Below are 16,390 nucleotides of genomic sequence, written 5' to 3'. Positions count from 1 at the left end.
AGAATAATTAAAAAGTGAGTGAAACCTTGAAGGTTATTCCTTATTATTGTGGAATACATATTATGTGACACCATCGAGCGATAACATAATTCTTGAACGACTAAATTTGATTATGGAGGTATGTTCATGAGTAAAAAAGTGTTGATCATAACCGGGGATGCTGTAGAGGCTCTGGAAGTGTTCTATCCTTATTATCGTTGTTTGGAGGAAGGGTTCGAAACCATCATCGCTTCGCCCTCTGTCAAAAAGCTTTATACAGTGAGCCATGATTTTGTAGAAGGAACGGAAACATATGTCGAAAAGCCTGCTTATGGTCTAGATTCCCATGTCGCATTCGCAGATGTGGATCCATCTGAGTATGATGGTCTCATCATACCTGGGGGACGAGCACCAGAATATATAAGATTGGATGAATCGGTTCCAGCTATTGTCCGGCATTTTTTTGAGGAAAATAAGCCTGTTGGAGCAATCTGCCATGCAGCGCAGGTGCTCTCCGTTGTACCAGATTTGATGAAAGGGAGAGAATATACGGCATACATCGCCTGCAAGCCAGATGTAAAAGCTTGTGGTGCACAATATATTGACGAACATTTGCACGTTCACGAAAATCTTGTATCCGGTCATGCTTGGCCCGATCTGCCTGGATTTATGCGTGAGTTTATACGTTTATTAGATAAATGATAGAAATGATGCATGTTTTTCTGAGGAAAGTCGACTGGAAAGAAGTGATATGAAGAGAGGCTAGGCAAAATACGAATCTTGCCTAGCTTTTTATGCATTTCATCTAAACTGAGCGTTGAAAAACGGTTCTCTTATTTTTGCAAAATTTAAAGAAGCATGGAGGTGAGCTTATGCGAGATGATTCAGTCGTGGAATCAAGTAAGTTGGTAAGCTTAGAAAATTATACATTTAGTGGGTTAGATGCCTCATTAATTGGCGCCATTAAGTCTGTTGCTGATTATTACCAGCTCCCCTTAACGGCAGCTTGGATTTACGGGATGACCGGCTATGCTTTTTTACATATACTTGATGAAAAGATGGCTAAGCCTAATATTGAGCCGTCTGAGCCTGAGGTTTTTAAGCTGGCACGTAATCTTGGAATAGAGATTACTGGATTTCATGTTTATGCTGAAGGAGAGAATTTTAAAAACTTACAAAGAAAAGCATGGGAGAAAGCAAAAACGGCAATTCGTTCTAAACAGCCTGTATTTGCCAAAAATATTGATATAAGAAACCAAACATCCGTTATTTATGCTTATGATGACATAGGATATTATACAAAATCATGGCATACCGGATATGAACATAGCGAGGATGTGATCCCTTGGGACGCACTCGGTCTCGGACTTTGTCCTTGCACTCACTGCGTAAATTCTCGCAAGGATTCTGAATATGCAGAACTGACTAGCGGTCTTCTCTCTCTACATACAGCTAATCCGATTGAAGCGGCTGATGAGCAACTGGCATTGAAAGATGCACTTGAATTTGTAATTAGATTGAATGAGAAGGGGATTTACAATAGGGAAGGCCAATTGTACTTCGTTGGGCAAAAAGCTTATGAACGTTGGCTAACCGCAATAGATTCGAATGAACTTAATCGATATTATTTTAGTCTTTTCGTAGAGATCTTAAATGAAGGAAGGCAACACGTGGTTCAATTCTTGTCAGAGATCAAGGAGAAATTTACCTTTATCAATCCGAAGCTGATAGATGAAGGGATAACACTATATAACGAAATATCATTAAGATTTATAACGTTAAATAACATGTATCCGTATGAGGAGCCGCCCGTCTTTGAATTGATAGAGAAAGAACGATGCGTTTTTCTTGTTACAGAATTAATGAGTTTAGAGAAAAAAGCATTGATTGTTATAAAAGAGATATTGGATTATCTGCAATAATAGAGATGATGAAACAGAGTCTTATTTTGAGGCTCTGTTTCAAATATAGAAGTTAATCTATTTCAGCTAAATGTCTTATTTAATGTAATAGATATATCGGTTCCTCTCCCAATCTCACTTTCAACGCGGATAATACCTTTGTGCAAATCGATTATTTTTTTGACAATGGACAAACCAAGCCCATTGCCTCCTGAATCCCGATTTCTAGATAAGTCGGATTTATAGAAACGTTCGAACATGCGCATAACGGCATCTTTGTTCATGCCAATTCCTGTATCGCTAATCTTTACGAATAAATGGTCATCATCCTTTTCGATTGCTTTAACTGTGATAGTCCCTGCTTTCGGAGTGAATTTTATACTGTTATGAAGTAGATTAATCCACACTTGATCCATTAAGGCCTCGTCCGCGGCGATGACTAATTTATCTAGAGAGATGTCCATATGAATGTTTTTTTCTGCCCATTGCGGTTCATTAGCAAGGATGATTCGACGCAGCTGATAGTCTAATCGATATTCTTTTATTTCAAAAGGAATATGTTCAGATTCTAATGAAGTGAGCTTTAATAAATTTTCGCTCAATTTTGAAAGCCGATTGCTCTCCATCTCAATAATTTCCAAGTAATGACCGCGATCAGCTGAGCTTAAGTCATCATTTTTCAACGCATGGGCGAATCCACTAATCGACGTTAGAGGAGACTGGATTTCATGGGAGACATTTGAAATAAATTCTTGTCGCATTTCTTCCATTTCTCCAAGCTTGTTTGCCATATGATTGATGCTTTCAACAATTTTATAATAAGGATGATTACGATCTTTTAATTGCGTATTATAAAAAGACAGATCAATATTAAAATTTCCTTCTGCCATCATTTTCATCGCATGAATAAGGGGATGCAAGCTCTTCTCTTGGCGTTCCTTCACCCATTTTATATTTGTTATGAAAAAAACAAAGCATCCAAACAGAAAAAATCCTAAGATAGAGTTGATTAACTGTCTTGTGAATTCATGAGGCAAGTAATGAATGATGTTATAAAACCAATCTGTAAGCCAATAGGCTGAAGACCAGCATAAAAGTAATGATAATGTAACAGCGCATATACCCAATATTCGTTTCATGATTTCAGGCAGCTTCAATCCAACACCTCCAAACGATAACCAAGTCCGCGGATTGTTGTAATTTTAAATGGACAATCTTGATGGGAAAACCGTTGGCGCAAGCGTTTAATGTGAACGTCAACAGTCCTTTCGTCACCTTCATAATCGTATCCCCATATATCTTCTATTAATTGTTCACGTGAGAAAGTCTTCTGATGATGTGTAGCCAATTTGAACAATAACTCAAATTCTTTAAGGGGTAAAGTCAGCTCATGATTTCCAAATGAGACTTTATAAGAAGCCCGATCAATCACGACATTCCCAATTTCAATTTGATTGGCGACCACAATTTGATATCGTTTCAGTAATGCTTTGACTCGTGCAATTAGCTCAGCTGCAGCAAAAGGCTTTACCATATAATCATCTGTCCCCAATTCAAATCCTTTTACCTTTTGGGCGGTCTCTCCTTTTGCTGTTAGCATTAAGATCGGAAGTGTATCGGAATAATAGGTGCGAATTTCATGACAAAATGTCCAGCCATCCATATGAGGCATCATAATATCTAGGATGATCAGATCAACTTTATTAGTCTCCAGTAAGCTTAAGGCTTCTTTGCCGTTTGCTGCACCTATGATCGAAAAACCTTCTTTAGAAAGAAGAACATGAAGTAATTCACGGATATGTTCGTCATCATCTACGATTAGTATTTTTGCCAACAATATCATTCCTTTAGAATTTTAAAATTGAAAGGTCACTTATTCATCATACAAATAAATCTTATTTCGTCTGCTTTCCTTTATATTACACTAATTAAATTTCTTTTAATTATGCCTTTCGCATATATGCACGTACAGTAATAGGCGCAAAAATAGCCACAATACTAAAGGCACCCACAAGAGAAATCGTTAAATCCCACCCAATTGTTCCAGAGTTAGTAAGCTCTCTCACAGCAGTGACGAGATGCGAAATAGGATTGATCTTCACAAACCATTGCAGCCAATTCGGCATTGTTTCTGCTGGTACAAAAGCATTGGAGACAAATGTCAGCGGGAATAGGACAATCATCGAAATTCCCTGAACACTTGATGCTGTACGTGCAATTACCCCAAAAAAAGCAAAGATCCAACTGATAGCCCATGAACAGATAATTACAAGAAGTGCGGCAATCGCAACATAACCTATGCCTCCTTCTGGTCGATACCCCATTATATATCCCATGGAAAAAGTAAGAACAGACGCAATGGTATACCGGACTGAGTCTGCTAACAAAGCACCAGCCAGCGGTGCGATTCTTGCAATGGGCAAGGACTTAAACCTATCGAATACCCCTTTATCCATATCCTCACGCAATTGAACTCCTGTCACAATGGAAGTTGTAATTACTGTTTGCACAAGGATTCCCGGAATGATCACAGGCAGGTAGTTTTGAACGTTTCCTGATTTGGCACCTCCAAAAATATAAGTAAACATTAAGGTGAAGATGATAGGTTGGAGAGTAACATCGAACAATTGCTCAGGTGTGCGGCGAATCTTTAGAAGACCTCGATAAGCCATAGTTAAAGAATGGCGTAATGATTGACTAATGCTTGTTTTGTTACTAAGCCGGCGGTTGGCAACCGGTGAAATTGACATGTTTTTCATGCTGTTGCACCTCCTGCTTTTAATTGATTGGACACTTTTTCTTGACCAGTAATCGTAAGAAACACCTCATCTAAACTCGGTTTCTGTACACTTAACTCTGCCAGTTGAATTCCCTTATCACGGAGAATGATAAGCAGATCCGCGACCTGGTCAGCATCCGCCATTGGAGCTATAATCTTTCCAGCCTCGGTTGTAAGTGATGCATTTACTTTTAATACCTGCTCAACAATCCGACAAGCAGCATGTGTATCTTGTGGATTTTTTATGCTCAAATACAAAGAGGAAGTTCCAATTGATGCTTTTAAGTCATTGACAGTACCTTCTGCGACAACTCTACCATGATCGATAACCGCAATCCGGTCAGCCAGTTCATCTGCTTCTTGTAGATATTGTGTCGTTAGTAAGACGGTCGAACCTTCCTTTACCAATCTGCGAATCGTATCCCACATTTGATTTCTTGTTCGCGGATCTAATCCGGTAGTCGGTTCATCTAGGAAAATTAATGGCGGCTGTGCAATAAGGCTAGCTGCCAGATCGAGTCGACGACGCATACCGCCAGAGAAGTTCTTTAATGGGCGATTAGCCGCTTCTGTTAAACCAAATTCCTCCAATAATTCCACAGCTTTCCTTTTCGCTTCTACGCGTCCCAATCCAAGTAATCTAGAGAAAATGACTAAATTCTCAGTAGCGCTAAGCGATTCATCCACTGAGGCATACTGGCCGGTCACGCCAATAAGCTGTCGTACAATTTGCGCCTCCTTCACCACATCATAGCCAAAGATACGGACCGAACCTGAATCTGCTTGTAGCAAAGTTGCCAGCATTCTAATTGTTGTGGTCTTGCCAGCACCATTCGGGCCAAGCACTCCATAGATAGAACCGGAAGGAACTTGCAAATCAATCCCATCAACCGCACGATTGTCACCGAAAGCTTTAACTAATCCATGCGCTTCAACCGCACGATTGTCACCGAAAGCTTTAACTAATCCATGCGCTTCAACCGCTATTTCCGTATTCACCCTTTGCTTATTACTCACTGTAAGTCCTCCCTTTTTTGTTGCTTCGAATCATATACGGATAATAAACCTTATTTATGAACTGAATATGAACGAAAGGAAGAAACAAGCGATAATCATTTTTAAAAACAACAAGCTTTGCCATGATTATCTACAATTTGGATTTGAACTTTATTTTTGTAATACTATTGTAATAATTTTAATAACGCTGTAAGATAAATGTAAGAGTTTGGTGAATATCCAAATTAAAGGATATTATTATTGAGTTACCTGTGGCAGGGGGAATGTGTATGAGTGCGTTACATGAATCAGTAGTAGAAATGAAGCGAAGTAATCGATTCAAACCGCGTACAAACCGTAATTTTATTGTAATTGGAATAATCATTCTAGTTACTGCTCTAATATTTGCAGGGCTTAGCTATTATCAGGCGACTAGATTCAATCCGAAGATTACAATTAACGATATACAAGTCGGCGGACTAACTGTCAATAAGGCAATAAATAAATTAGGTTCAACTACTTTAACAAACAGAGTTTATATTGGTGAAGAACTCATTTTGGATGAAAATGAATCGGAAATGGCTTTTTCAGATCAGGATCGGACTGATATTAAGAAGTTATTAAAAAGTCAGTGGACATTTTTCCCTTCTTTAGAGAAAAAAAATTATTGGCTCATACCGAAAAAGAAAGATGAATTTCGAAGTGTAACGTTAGCAAAGCAATTAGAAGAAAAACTGGACTCCGTCAATAAGAGCTTGCAAGCGCCTCAAGATGCTCAGGTGAAATTGGAAGGGGGCAAAATTGTTATCTCCAATAGTGTTGAAGGAGGACAATATGATGTTGCCGCTATATTAAAAGATTATGAGACACAGAGATATACGAGTGATATTCATCTGCAGCCTGTATTTGTAAAGCCAATCGCAGCGGACAATCCGATTATTAAAGAAGAAGAGAAAAAGTATCAAGATTTCCTAGCTGGAACGGTTGAGTATAAGGTGCAGGACAAAGTGCATACGTTAAAAGCTAGTGAATTAATTAAAGGTGCTTCTATCTCAAAAGATATGAAGGTTACAATTACAGAAAGTGATATTCAGAGTAAAATAGAGGAAATTAATAAATCACAATCAACATTAAATAAGAACATTGATTTTAAAACTCATTCAGGCAAAGTCATTTCAGTAAAAGCACAAGGTTATGGCTGGGCATTAGACGTTGAGAAAGAAACAGCAAGTATACTGGCAGCCTTTGAAATAGGAGAAAAATCCGTTTCTGCTTCTAATATTTATGGGCATGGCTGGACAAATGAAGGCATTGGCTATGAAACTACCGGGAATAACGGCATTGGTGACACATATGCGGAAGTATCCATAGCGGAACAACGTATATGGATTTACCGAAATGGCAAGTTAGCTGTCACTACGCATGTAGTAACCGGCAAACATAGCACGGGTGAAGATACATCTCCTGGAATTTGGTATATTCTTTTCAAACGAACCCCATACACACTTAAGGGAAGTGCAGTAGGGAAACCTGATTACGAAATTGAGGTTAAATACTGGGCTCCATTTACAAATAGCGGGCAAGGATTCCACGATGCCAGCTGGCGGAAAGACTGGGGAAGTAAAGCCTTTCTTTCGAATGGTTCAGGGGGCTGCGTTAATACGCCGCCAAGCTTAATGAAAACTGTGTATGATAACCTCAATACGTACGATCCGGTTGTTGTTTATTAATAAGTGCCTAATTGACTTAATGAACTTTAATAAGACATAAAAAGGACGTTTCCTATACTTGCTGCTAAGGAAGTACGAGGCCGTCCTTTCTTCATTTTGATTAGCATTCAATGTATATGACAGATAGTCTATTATCAAAGCTAAGTAATTTTTAGCCGACAAGCATGTGACTATTCGCTTAGCAAATTTTGGGTGAAAATGGCTGCAATATAAAGATAGTGCCATTATCCCATTGAATCTTTTATAGACAGTTTCATTCTTTTGTGCTGACAAACTCTTGTATTATTTTCTTTCCTTCCTCGATTCGCTCGCTGAATTGTCCATTTGTGTATTCATTTATGACGTTTCTCCAAAATAATTGTGCTGGTTTGTTTTTTTCTATTTGGAAAACTTCCCAATTTCCCTTATACACATGAAAAATGTCTTTTGCGACTAATTTACCTAACCCCGCTCTACGATACTTTCTCATAATAAAAAACTCTGCAATTGAAAAGTATTCTTTTGCCCCTTCTTTTATCGATCTAACTAAGACAAAGCCCGCATAATGCCCATCTACCTTCACTAAATATGGGAATCGATTATCATCTGTCCAATAGTCGTTTAAATAAGAATACTCACTAAATCTTCCGTTTTCCTCAACATGCGCCTCAATAAATTCTGAAAAGTCATAAATATAGAATTGCATTAAATTCATTATAATTTCTTTTTGATCTAAACTTGCTTTAATAACTTCAAATTCCATCTTTTATCACCTTCCTTCTTTTAAGTATATTGAATTTCCTTTTTTTAAAATAGGTAGAATTATCATTTTTCCCTTAAAATTGAAGAACCTGAATCGGCTATGAAATTGTGCCAATTCAGGTCCTAGGCTTCGCTATGTAAACTATACAAAAACCGGTCCAAAATGAATGTTCCATTTTGAACCGGATTAGGTTATTAACTATTTTTTTACAGGCAAATCGAATGAAACAGTTTTTTCCTTAAATAGCTCTTTCGCCTCACTATCTTTAAGCGGCCCCACTTCGAGTTCAAACTTTTTAAAGATATCGAACTCATCTTTTCTGAACAGGAAAACAGTGATGTATTCATCCTTGTCCCCAGGGTTGGACGTTCCGCTATAATTGGGCTCAAGCATGCCTTGATTGAACATCGTTCCACGATTCTCATCAATCTTCAGCTTCCAATTAATTAAAAATTTGTCAAATGGAATCTCACTGCCATTTTCAAAAGTTGTCTTTACTGTCAATGCCACTACTCCGCTGTCTCCGAAGTCAGTAAAACTTTCTTTGTACGCAGCGGTTGGGGTCACATTAGCATACTGAACTCCGTTAAGTGTAATTTTAACGCCATCAATTTCTTTCGTTTCATTGATATCCGTGTTTTCGAAAAATACTTCTTTATCTGCGATATTTTCTGTCACCATTTTATCTTGATATAGCTGCGTTGAAGCAGCAGCCTTCTCGGCACCTTCATCATTAAACGGAAGTTTGAATATAGCATCCTCTCCCAACTTTTGCGATACATCGTCATTAAGGAATAACGCATCAATTTTCAATGTAGGAGATTTCAGCTTTTCAAATTGGGCTTTAGTCATGGAATGAGCATTCATTCCTGTAAAACTTTTTCCTTTGGAATATTGGGAAAAGTTATCGGAACTATCATCCTTTAGCCATTTATCACGGTCAACTAGATGCTGTCTTGGGATTATGTAATCTGCTCCGTCATCTGACAATAAGGAAATTCCGTTTGCATAGTACACATCTTCATCAGATTTATTATCTAATGTCATTTTATATGTAAGGACATAACCTTCATCTTCGTCATCGAAGTTCGTCTTGCTTGATTCGTTCATATTCGATACATGTACAATTTGATACTCGTTTATTTCGATTGTCACATCATCGCTGAACGCATGTTTTAAGCCTGGATTTTTATTTGTATAAACAACTTCTACATCTGCGTTTAAATCTTCCGCGATGTACGGATTCAATACTGAACCATCATCTTCTGCTTCAGCTGACTCTTTTTGTTCTGCTTCAACTTCTTCAGCTTCTTCAGCTTCTGTTTTTTCAGTCTTTTCTGTTTTCTCTTCAGCGGCAGCAGGCTTTACTCCTTCTTTTTTATCTTCAGCCTTGCTTCCGCAAGCCCCCAACAAAAGGGCTGTCAAAACAAGCCCAAGTAAGGCAAGCTTTTTTACATTCATTCGATTGTCCCCTTTTACAAATTATTTACAAAAAGTATCATAGCATTTACAAAATACTTTGGGGACGCTTTTAGAAAAAACGAAACGAAAGACCTAACTGCCCAAACTATTGAATCTAGTTCATTCTACTTAGCTATGTTCGCTTGATCACTTCGTAAGACCTACATTATTGTAAAATAGTTTTAATGCGAATCCATTGTCGATTTAATAAAATTTATATTATTGCTATTTAAAAGAAGGGACTTAATATGGTACGGGCTTTTTATCAATCTTTCTTCTAGGACAATCAATATATGCTGATTTTTAAAAAGACGGTCCTTCCTACTTTGGCAGAACCGCCCCTTTTCTATTTTAAAAACTCTACGTATCCTACTACTCAATCCTTTCTCTGCAATTTTCTTATCTTAACAATTCTTTCCCATAAGGTATTATATTCAATTTGAGAAAACCCATCGATTCCTGGGGTCGTATTTACTTCATATATCATAGGTTTTCCTGTTGGTTTCAACCCGAAATCAATACCATATTCCCTACAAGGAAACTGTAAAGCGATCACTTCTGCAGCTGTGATTGCCACTTTCCTTAGATTATTTCTAAGTCTCCTCTCCTCAACATCATTCAAGTGCAAGTGTTCTGAGAACAGTTCATCAATTGAGATAATTTCTGAGCCTATATTGAAATTAAAAATACCGCTATCAATTATGTCCGGGCTGCCAATCTTGGCATACATTCCACCAATAATCCATTTTCCTTTTAGGTTTTGAACGTGAACCCGAAAACCTAACGGTAGTCCATAATAAGTAAAACTTTGGATGCCCTCCTGAATAATATAATCTTCTAATCTCCCAAGCTTCTTATATGGATGCAACACTTTGTGAAAATCTTTAATTGCAGCCATACATTTCTTTACAGGTTTATTTAGTAAGGAAAAACCGTTAAAACAAATTCGTCCATCTTTTCTTTTGTATACTTTAAATATTCCTTTTCCTTGTCCGGAATTATTGTGTTTTATATAAACATAATCATAACGATTTAAAAAATCTATTAGGTTTTCAGGGCTGTATTTGTTTGTTTCCGGAAGACTTTTAGCTGTTAAGGAATTTTGCTTTAACCATAATGCTTGCTTCCATTTTTCTAGATTATTGCCCATAATATACACCTCATGTGTTATTCGATTATGAATAAATGAAGAATCATTCTATCCTTAGCGGATCGATAATGCCCAACAATTCCCCATCTTCTTTTTTGTTTATACTTTATACTATTCAACAGATGAATTTCTTCTTGGATACTCAAGTAATTTTGAATAAATAAAAGTCCAAGCTTAGAATGCTTTAAGCCCAATACTTTCACAACTTTAAAAGCCAGTAAAATAAAGAACCACAAACCATTCTTAAAAAAATGGTTTGTGGTTTTAACTGACTCGGTATTACTACTTCTTTATCATGCACATATTTCATCACTGACTATCCTATCTCAAAGCATAAACGTCGGAGTAACTAAGAATCACTTGACCTGCTAGATGAAATAACGATCAATGGACTTCAATCCTTCTTACTATTTTGTACCTTCGCTTTAAACTCCTCATAACTCTCTTTAAACTCTGCTTCTGTTACCTCATTAAACGTTAGTTTTTGGTCGGTTTTCCAAAAGGATAGGTTAAATTGGCTCGCATCCTCTATAAAATTCCCTTCTAACTTCGTTTTCTTTCCATCAACAGTAGTGAATAATTCCAACATTTGTCCATCTGTTATTCCATTCACCTCATATGTTGTTTCTTCGTATGGGTTATTTTCTTTTCCTGAATCATTCATCATAAGAAGTGAACCTGATACTTCACCTTGGAGCAACGCTTCATCGATCTTCAAAAATAGTTGGAATGATTCATCCTCGGCGCTATAAAGATATCCATATACACTATTAAGTTTTGAAAAAAATTCTCTTATGAAGCTTTTAAACTTTTCTTCAGATCCGTCAATGGCTACTTGCAGCTCTGCTTGTAATTCTTCTTCATACTCTGCAAATTTTTCTTTTTCAATGGATTCGTATAATTTTTCGTCACTTCCGCTCTGCTCTTGCACAATAAGGTTTTTACCGGAAAACGCGGCGTCAATCTTCATGGTTTCCTCTCTATTGGTCGCTCTTAATTCATAACCTTTTTCGTTCTTTTTTCCAATGATGGGGTATTCCTTTTCTTCAATAAAAGGTTCCTCCCCAATTTCATCTATAATTACTCGCTTATGAAAGGTACCTTTCACTTTCTCTTTTCCACCGGTAAGTTCAAACCAATAAAGTTCGCCATGATTCTTGTAAACAAATATATCAGATTTGTTTAAGATACCGCTTGTGGCCACCCAGATAGCGGCGCCAATTAATAGCAATCCGATGAGCACCGCCCATCCCCAATATTTCAATTTTCTCATCTTGCTTCCTCTCCTTTGTCCACATTAACCTGAGAACAAAATTCCTATACGATTTTGAGTTACTTTTCTATCCTTTACAATACTTTTGGACTCTCAACAATATATTAATTAATTTATATACTTATAATCCCATTTTTATCAAGTATTATTTGGAATGGTTAACAACGGATCACATATGACTAGCAGGACTTTTGGTATATATAAAACCATCGCCCATTAGGCAAAAAGTATAGTTTCTATAAAATCTATGGAAATATTATGCAACAAGATTATTATTAAAACTAGAGTGTTTCAATTAGGACAGATAAATGGCACCATCCTTGGAGCATAAGCTTACATACAGATGGGAGCCGTTCTAAATTAGAAAATGAAAATTACATACTGGAGTTGAAGATTTTGAAGCAATGGTTATTTTTAATTCTCTCAATCTTTTTATTAACCACAGCTGGCTGTAGTGCGGGAAAAGTGAAAAGTGAAGAGACGAGTAAAGAAAAAATAGAGGTGGAAAATAAAGAAAAAAGCGAAGAGCCAGCAGGGGCAGTCGAAGAAACCACAGCTGAGAAGGAATTGGAACAAGAAAAGGAAAGCGGCTGGTGGGATGAAGAAACCCCAGTTTATGAACCTGAAAACAGTAATGTCGAGATGACGGAACTAGAACAGGAATTGATGAAAGAGTCTGGTCTTTACGCGGATAATTATAATGAACAGCTCGCCAAGGAAAAAATTTTAGAGCTTCCAAAAGGGTTAAGTAATGATCAATATAAAGAAGCTATCTTGAAGCTAGTCAGATTCGATTATCATGAAGAAGTTGAAGCTTTTTTACAATTTGATTCCTCTGTTAGCGCCGGGGAAGATCGTCCCGATGAACAAATTGAAGCACCAGAAGTGACCGGCACTCATTTTGCTATTTTGCTCGACGCCAGTGGCAGTATGAATGCAAAAAATGGCAGCGGAACAAGAATGGATGAAGCAAAAAGTGCTATTATGAGTTTTATCGAATATTTACCGGATGATAGCACCGTTTCACTTCGCGTATATGGACATAAAGGAACTGGCAGTGATGCCGATAAGGCCCTCTCATGCGCCTCTACAGAAAATATATACACAGGTGCCAAAGATGCCGCACAATTTAAAAAGGCTCTCGCTACTGTAAAACCAGCTGGTTGGACACCGATTGGTACGGTGCTAGCCGCAACGAAAGAAGATATTCCAAAAGATGCGAGTTCTGCAGTCGTCTATGTGGTCAGTGATGGAATTGAAACATGCGGCGGAGACCCGGTAGCTGAAGCAAAAAAGCTAGCTGGAGAAGGAATCGAACCAATCATTAATATCATAGGCTTTCAAGTAGATAATGAAGCACAGCAGCTTTTAAAGAAGGTAGCAAAGGCAGGGAATGGGGAGTTTACTTTTGCTAATTCCAAGCAAGATTTAGATAAGTATTGGAAAGAAGAGTATAAGCGATTATCAAAAGCATGGGAAGAATGGCGCAATGCGGGGATGAAGGAAGCTTCAGAAAAGCAAAAGGAATTAATGGACAAAGCCGATTCAACAGGAAAATCCATTATGGATAAATCAGATATTGAATTTAAACGAGCGGAAGATTTATTGAATGAACTTTTCAATAATGAAATGCTTGAAGGCAATGAGAGTAGAACAGCCATTTGGCAAATGCTATACGATCGAAAAAAAGATGTTTGGGGCTATGGTTATCACACAAAAGTTGAAAAGTGGCAAGAATCATACCACAATGGAATTGAGGAATGGCGACGTATCTACTATGAAGGCAATGCGAAATGGCAAGAATATTATTACAAAAAGTAGAAGACAACTAGCAGTTTAATGTTCAATAAAATAGTTAAAGAATGCCGATTCGAAGTGATCTGGCATTCTTTTTTGTATAAAAATATTAGTTATCCCGGTTAACAAAATAATTCAATATATGTTTCAAATAGTTCGTACGATATTTCACCTCTTGCAGCACTTCCATTGCAAGACAGTAATGTTCCCACATCGCTTTTCGAGCACCTTTAGCTCCGAGGATGGATACAAAAGTTGAATGGTTGTTTTCGATATCTTTTCCAATTGGTTTTCCGAGTAATGCCTCATCCCCTTCAGCATCAAGCAAGTCATCCTTAATCTGAAAAGCAATGCCGGCATGATAGGCATACTTTTTTAAAGCATTCATTTCTAATTCCGGTTTACCTGCTAGAATTGCCGGCATGATGAGGGAAGCTTCAAATGCTATCCCCGTTTTATAAAAGCTAATCGTATTTAACTGTTCAAGTGTTAATTGTTTTCCCTTGGCACCCAAATCCATCACTTGCCCTTTACACATATCAGCGGTGGTCCTGGCAGAATATTGAATCAAGTGAAGAACCGTTTTTGCATCAAACTGTTCAAGAGACGCTTGCTCCTCTATTGCCTTTTGGGTGAGATAAAGACCGGTTAATTCTGCTATGGCCATATTATATACCTGATGAAGAGTTGGACGTCCCCTTCGAATAGGTGCATTATCCTGGGATGGAAGATCATCAAAAATCAGGGAGGCGGTATGCATATACTCCAATGATTTTATAAGTGGGATGATTGCTTCCTTATCTAATCCATATTCGTGAACGCCCATAAGCCAAGTCATGATAGCTCGGATTCGCTTTCCATCGCCTTCAAGACTGTAATTTGCAGCGTCAGTGATTGGCTCTTTCATAAAAGATTGAAGATTAACTTTGGGAATATGTAAGATATTATTGATCTGAACGCGTATCGTTTCAACTATATCTAAAAAATCTTCTCGATCCTTCCGCTCATTGTTTAAATTGGCAATCATATGATCTCGAAGCAATTTATCAAAGAAATCTACATTAGTCGCTTTTCGAACCATATTTTGTATGAGCCTATTGAACTTTGGATTTCCCGTTGCAAATAACCGCATTATTTCGTTGTATTTTTTTTCTCCCATTCGTTCTTTAAAACGTTTCAGGCCATTTATCGCACGATTCAAAATCACCTCAGAAGCTTTTGTATCTGAGTGATACACGTTATGAATCAAATTGAAAATGACTGTCCAGTATAATTCAAAAGGGTTTATAAGATCCTGACGCTTATCATGATATTTTATATAATACGTATAAGGGGTAACTGCGCCAGCCTTCAGGTCATCATACATATCCGCAAAGTCATCGGCCAGCTGATTGTAAATACCATAAGAGAATGTACGGTTTTCAATGCCTTCATCTTCTGACGCACTGATGACTGAACGCACAATTAATCGCGAAGAAGCTGATTTTAAAATAATTGGTATATAAAGATCCTCATTAGTATAAGTAGCATTGGAGAGATTTTTAACGCGGTCCACTTCCTGTGAATGAAAAAACACATAAGATTGCTCGAAAAAATCCTTTATTGTCTCTCCTCTAAGATGTGCCTTAATATAATTGTAGGCGGCACTCAATTCCAAATGAATATATTGGATTAATCCTTTGTTGTTTCCAGTCCATTCTTTTAATTTTGGGACAGATCCGGTAATAAGCGTTGTTCGAATCAAATCCGAATATTGTTTTTTCTCATGCTCGGATAAGACTTCTGAATCCAGAATGTCATCAATAAATGGATAGGTCAGTCCATAGGAATAGCCTAGCCTTATAGCTTCATCTAACTTCTGCGTACGTTCTTCAGCGGATAACTCATCGCCCATCTCTTCAAGCTGATGAACCATTACTCCAGCTATGATTTTAATAAGTTTTCGCTTAGCTTCTTCAGCATCCATCCCCTCTGGGATATTGGATGAAACAGCCTTAAGTTTGTCAATCACCCAGATCATGGTTGATTCGACACCTTCCTCCTGAGCCATCCGGTACAGCCATGCCATGCTAAACATCTCAGCTTTTCTTCCCCCATTTGTTGTGGCGGGATGAGTTATCTGTTTTTTCAAACTGACCACTACGCGTTTAATTCTTTCCTGAGTATCTGATGAATTTAAGATTTTCCCAAGATCTCGCATATAAATATATGAGATACTTCGATTTAAATAATCATCTAACTTGCCTGTATAATCCAGCCGCTGAATATAGCTGTTATAATCCCTTAAGTCAGGCTTTCCTTTTCCCCGTGAGAAAAAAGATAATAACGAATGTTGCTGAATATGATTCTGTTTCCAACTTTGTATATCTGTTGTTATTTCAGTATAGGTCTTATTCATATGCTGCGTAGAAAGCGATTTGAAATAATCAGCTGCCTTCTTCTCAGCCAATCGATAAGTTGCATCAGCTTTTTTAATTAACTCTTCATCCATACAACATTACCTCTACTTCACGTTCTCTTTTATAGTTACTATATCGTGCAGACGATCATAATCGTTCAAGCATCAGCACAATAATTAAACA

Annotated in this window: 13 protein-coding genes; 4 read left to right on the top strand and 9 right to left on the bottom strand. The window is 37.5% G+C overall.

What is annotated here, in order from left to right; translation table 11 throughout:
• The first annotated feature begins 126 nt into the window (after positions 1-126).
• On the top strand, positions 127-681 hold the full coding sequence (locus tag KHA96_RS08965) for a DJ-1/PfpI family protein (RefSeq protein ID WP_213128971.1): 555 nt from the start codon (positions 127-129) through the stop codon (positions 679-681).
• A gap of 170 nt (positions 682-851) precedes the next feature.
• Positions 852-1,901 (top strand): hypothetical protein, encoded by a 1,050-nt coding sequence (locus KHA96_RS08960; RefSeq protein WP_213128970.1) that lies wholly within the window; start codon positions 852-854, stop codon positions 1,899-1,901.
• 62 nt (positions 1,902-1,963) lie between these two features.
• Here KHA96_RS08960 and KHA96_RS08955 read toward each other — a convergent pair whose 3' ends face one another.
• The 4 genes from KHA96_RS08955 to KHA96_RS08940 all read right to left on the bottom strand — a co-directional run bounded on the left by KHA96_RS08955 (position 1,964) and on the right by KHA96_RS08940 (position 5,646).
• The gene (locus KHA96_RS08955) at positions 1,964-3,037 is read right to left on the bottom strand and encodes a sensor histidine kinase (protein WP_213128969.1); all 1,074 of its coding nucleotides are present in this window, start codon (positions 3,035-3,037) and stop codon (positions 1,964-1,966) included.
• On the bottom strand, positions 3,034-3,714 hold the full coding sequence (locus tag KHA96_RS08950) for a response regulator transcription factor (protein WP_213128968.1): 681 nt from the start codon (positions 3,712-3,714) through the stop codon (positions 3,034-3,036). The genes KHA96_RS08955 and KHA96_RS08950 overlap by 4 nt, the downstream gene beginning before the upstream one ends.
• A gap of 109 nt (positions 3,715-3,823) precedes the next feature.
• Positions 3,824-4,639, bottom strand: coding sequence for an ABC transporter permease (locus tag KHA96_RS08945; protein WP_213128967.1), 816 nt, complete (start codon positions 4,637-4,639; stop codon positions 3,824-3,826).
• Complete coding sequence (locus tag KHA96_RS08940) at positions 4,636-5,646, bottom strand: ATP-binding cassette domain-containing protein (protein ID WP_213129886.1); 1,011 nt, start codon at positions 5,644-5,646, stop codon at positions 4,636-4,638. The genes KHA96_RS08945 and KHA96_RS08940 overlap by 4 nt, the downstream gene beginning before the upstream one ends.
• Positions 5,647-5,945: 299 nt before the next feature.
• On the opposite strand from KHA96_RS08940, the gene KHA96_RS08935 reads away from it, so the two are divergent.
• Complete coding sequence (locus KHA96_RS08935) at positions 5,946-7,385, top strand: L,D-transpeptidase family protein (protein WP_481748226.1); 1,440 nt, start codon at positions 5,946-5,948, stop codon at positions 7,383-7,385.
• A gap of 253 nt (positions 7,386-7,638) precedes the next feature.
• Here KHA96_RS08935 and KHA96_RS08930 read toward each other — a convergent pair whose 3' ends face one another.
• The 4 genes from KHA96_RS08930 to KHA96_RS08915 form a co-directional block, all read right to left on the bottom strand.
• Positions 7,639-8,127, bottom strand: a complete 489-nt coding sequence (locus tag KHA96_RS08930) for a GNAT family N-acetyltransferase (protein WP_213128965.1) — start codon at positions 8,125-8,127, stop codon at positions 7,639-7,641.
• Between the two features lie 198 nt (positions 8,128-8,325).
• Positions 8,326-9,588 carry a DUF5068 domain-containing protein gene (locus KHA96_RS08925; RefSeq protein WP_213128964.1) on the bottom strand — a complete coding sequence of 421 codons (1,263 nt, stop codon included), beginning with the start codon at positions 9,586-9,588 and terminating at the stop codon, positions 8,326-8,328.
• Between the two features lie 376 nt (positions 9,589-9,964).
• On the bottom strand, positions 9,965-10,738 hold the full coding sequence (locus KHA96_RS08920) for a YheC/YheD family protein (RefSeq protein ID WP_213128963.1): 774 nt from the start codon (positions 10,736-10,738) through the stop codon (positions 9,965-9,967).
• A gap of 394 nt (positions 10,739-11,132) precedes the next feature.
• Entirely contained in the window at positions 11,133-12,011 is an 879-nt protein-coding gene (locus KHA96_RS08915) for a hypothetical protein (protein ID WP_213128962.1), read from the bottom strand.
• 396 nt (positions 12,012-12,407) lie between these two features.
• Between KHA96_RS08915 and KHA96_RS08910 the strand changes: the two genes are divergently transcribed.
• Entirely contained in the window at positions 12,408-13,832 is a 1,425-nt protein-coding gene (locus tag KHA96_RS08910; RefSeq protein WP_213128961.1) for a VWA domain-containing protein, read from the top strand.
• Between the two features lie 85 nt (positions 13,833-13,917).
• Here the strand turns inward: KHA96_RS08910 and KHA96_RS08905 are convergent, their stop codons facing one another.
• Positions 13,918-16,299, bottom strand: a complete 2,382-nt coding sequence (locus KHA96_RS08905; protein ID WP_213128960.1) for a polyprenyl synthetase family protein — start codon at positions 16,297-16,299, stop codon at positions 13,918-13,920.
• Positions 16,300-16,390: the final 91 nt, after the last annotated feature.

It is taken from the genome of Bacillus sp. FJAT-49711, assembly GCF_018343715.1.
Taxonomy (GTDB): Bacteria; Bacillota; Bacilli; order Bacillales; family Bacillaceae_C; genus Lederbergia.
Note: the sequence above shows the minus strand (reverse complement) of the source record. Positions and strands in the feature narration are given on the sequence as shown.

Excerpts from the sequence above, each read along its gene's own strand:
- KHA96_RS08930 (WP_213128965.1), bottom strand. The coding sequence starts at position 8,127 with ATGGAATTTGAAGTTATTAAAGCAAGTTTAGATCAAAAAGAAATTATA.
- KHA96_RS08965 (WP_213128971.1), top strand. The coding sequence starts at position 127 with ATGAGTAAAAAAGTGTTGATCATAACCGGGGATGCTGTAGAGGCTCTG.
- KHA96_RS08925 (WP_213128964.1), bottom strand. The coding sequence starts at position 9,588 with ATGAATGTAAAAAAGCTTGCCTTACTTGGGCTTGTTTTGACAGCCCTT.
- KHA96_RS08935 (WP_481748226.1), top strand. The coding sequence starts at position 5,946 with ATGAGTGCGTTACATGAATCAGTAGTAGAAATGAAGCGAAGTAATCGA.
- KHA96_RS08920 (WP_213128963.1), bottom strand. The coding sequence starts at position 10,738 with ATGGGCAATAATCTAGAAAAATGGAAGCAAGCATTATGGTTAAAGCAA.
- KHA96_RS08915 (WP_213128962.1), bottom strand. The coding sequence starts at position 12,011 with ATGAGAAAATTGAAATATTGGGGATGGGCGGTGCTCATCGGATTGCTA.
- KHA96_RS08945 (WP_213128967.1), bottom strand. The coding sequence starts at position 4,639 with ATGAAAAACATGTCAATTTCACCGGTTGCCAACCGCCGGCTTAGTAAC.
- KHA96_RS08905 (WP_213128960.1), bottom strand. The coding sequence starts at position 16,299 with ATGGATGAAGAGTTAATTAAAAAAGCTGATGCAACTTATCGATTGGCT.
- KHA96_RS08960 (WP_213128970.1), top strand. The coding sequence starts at position 852 with ATGCGAGATGATTCAGTCGTGGAATCAAGTAAGTTGGTAAGCTTAGAA.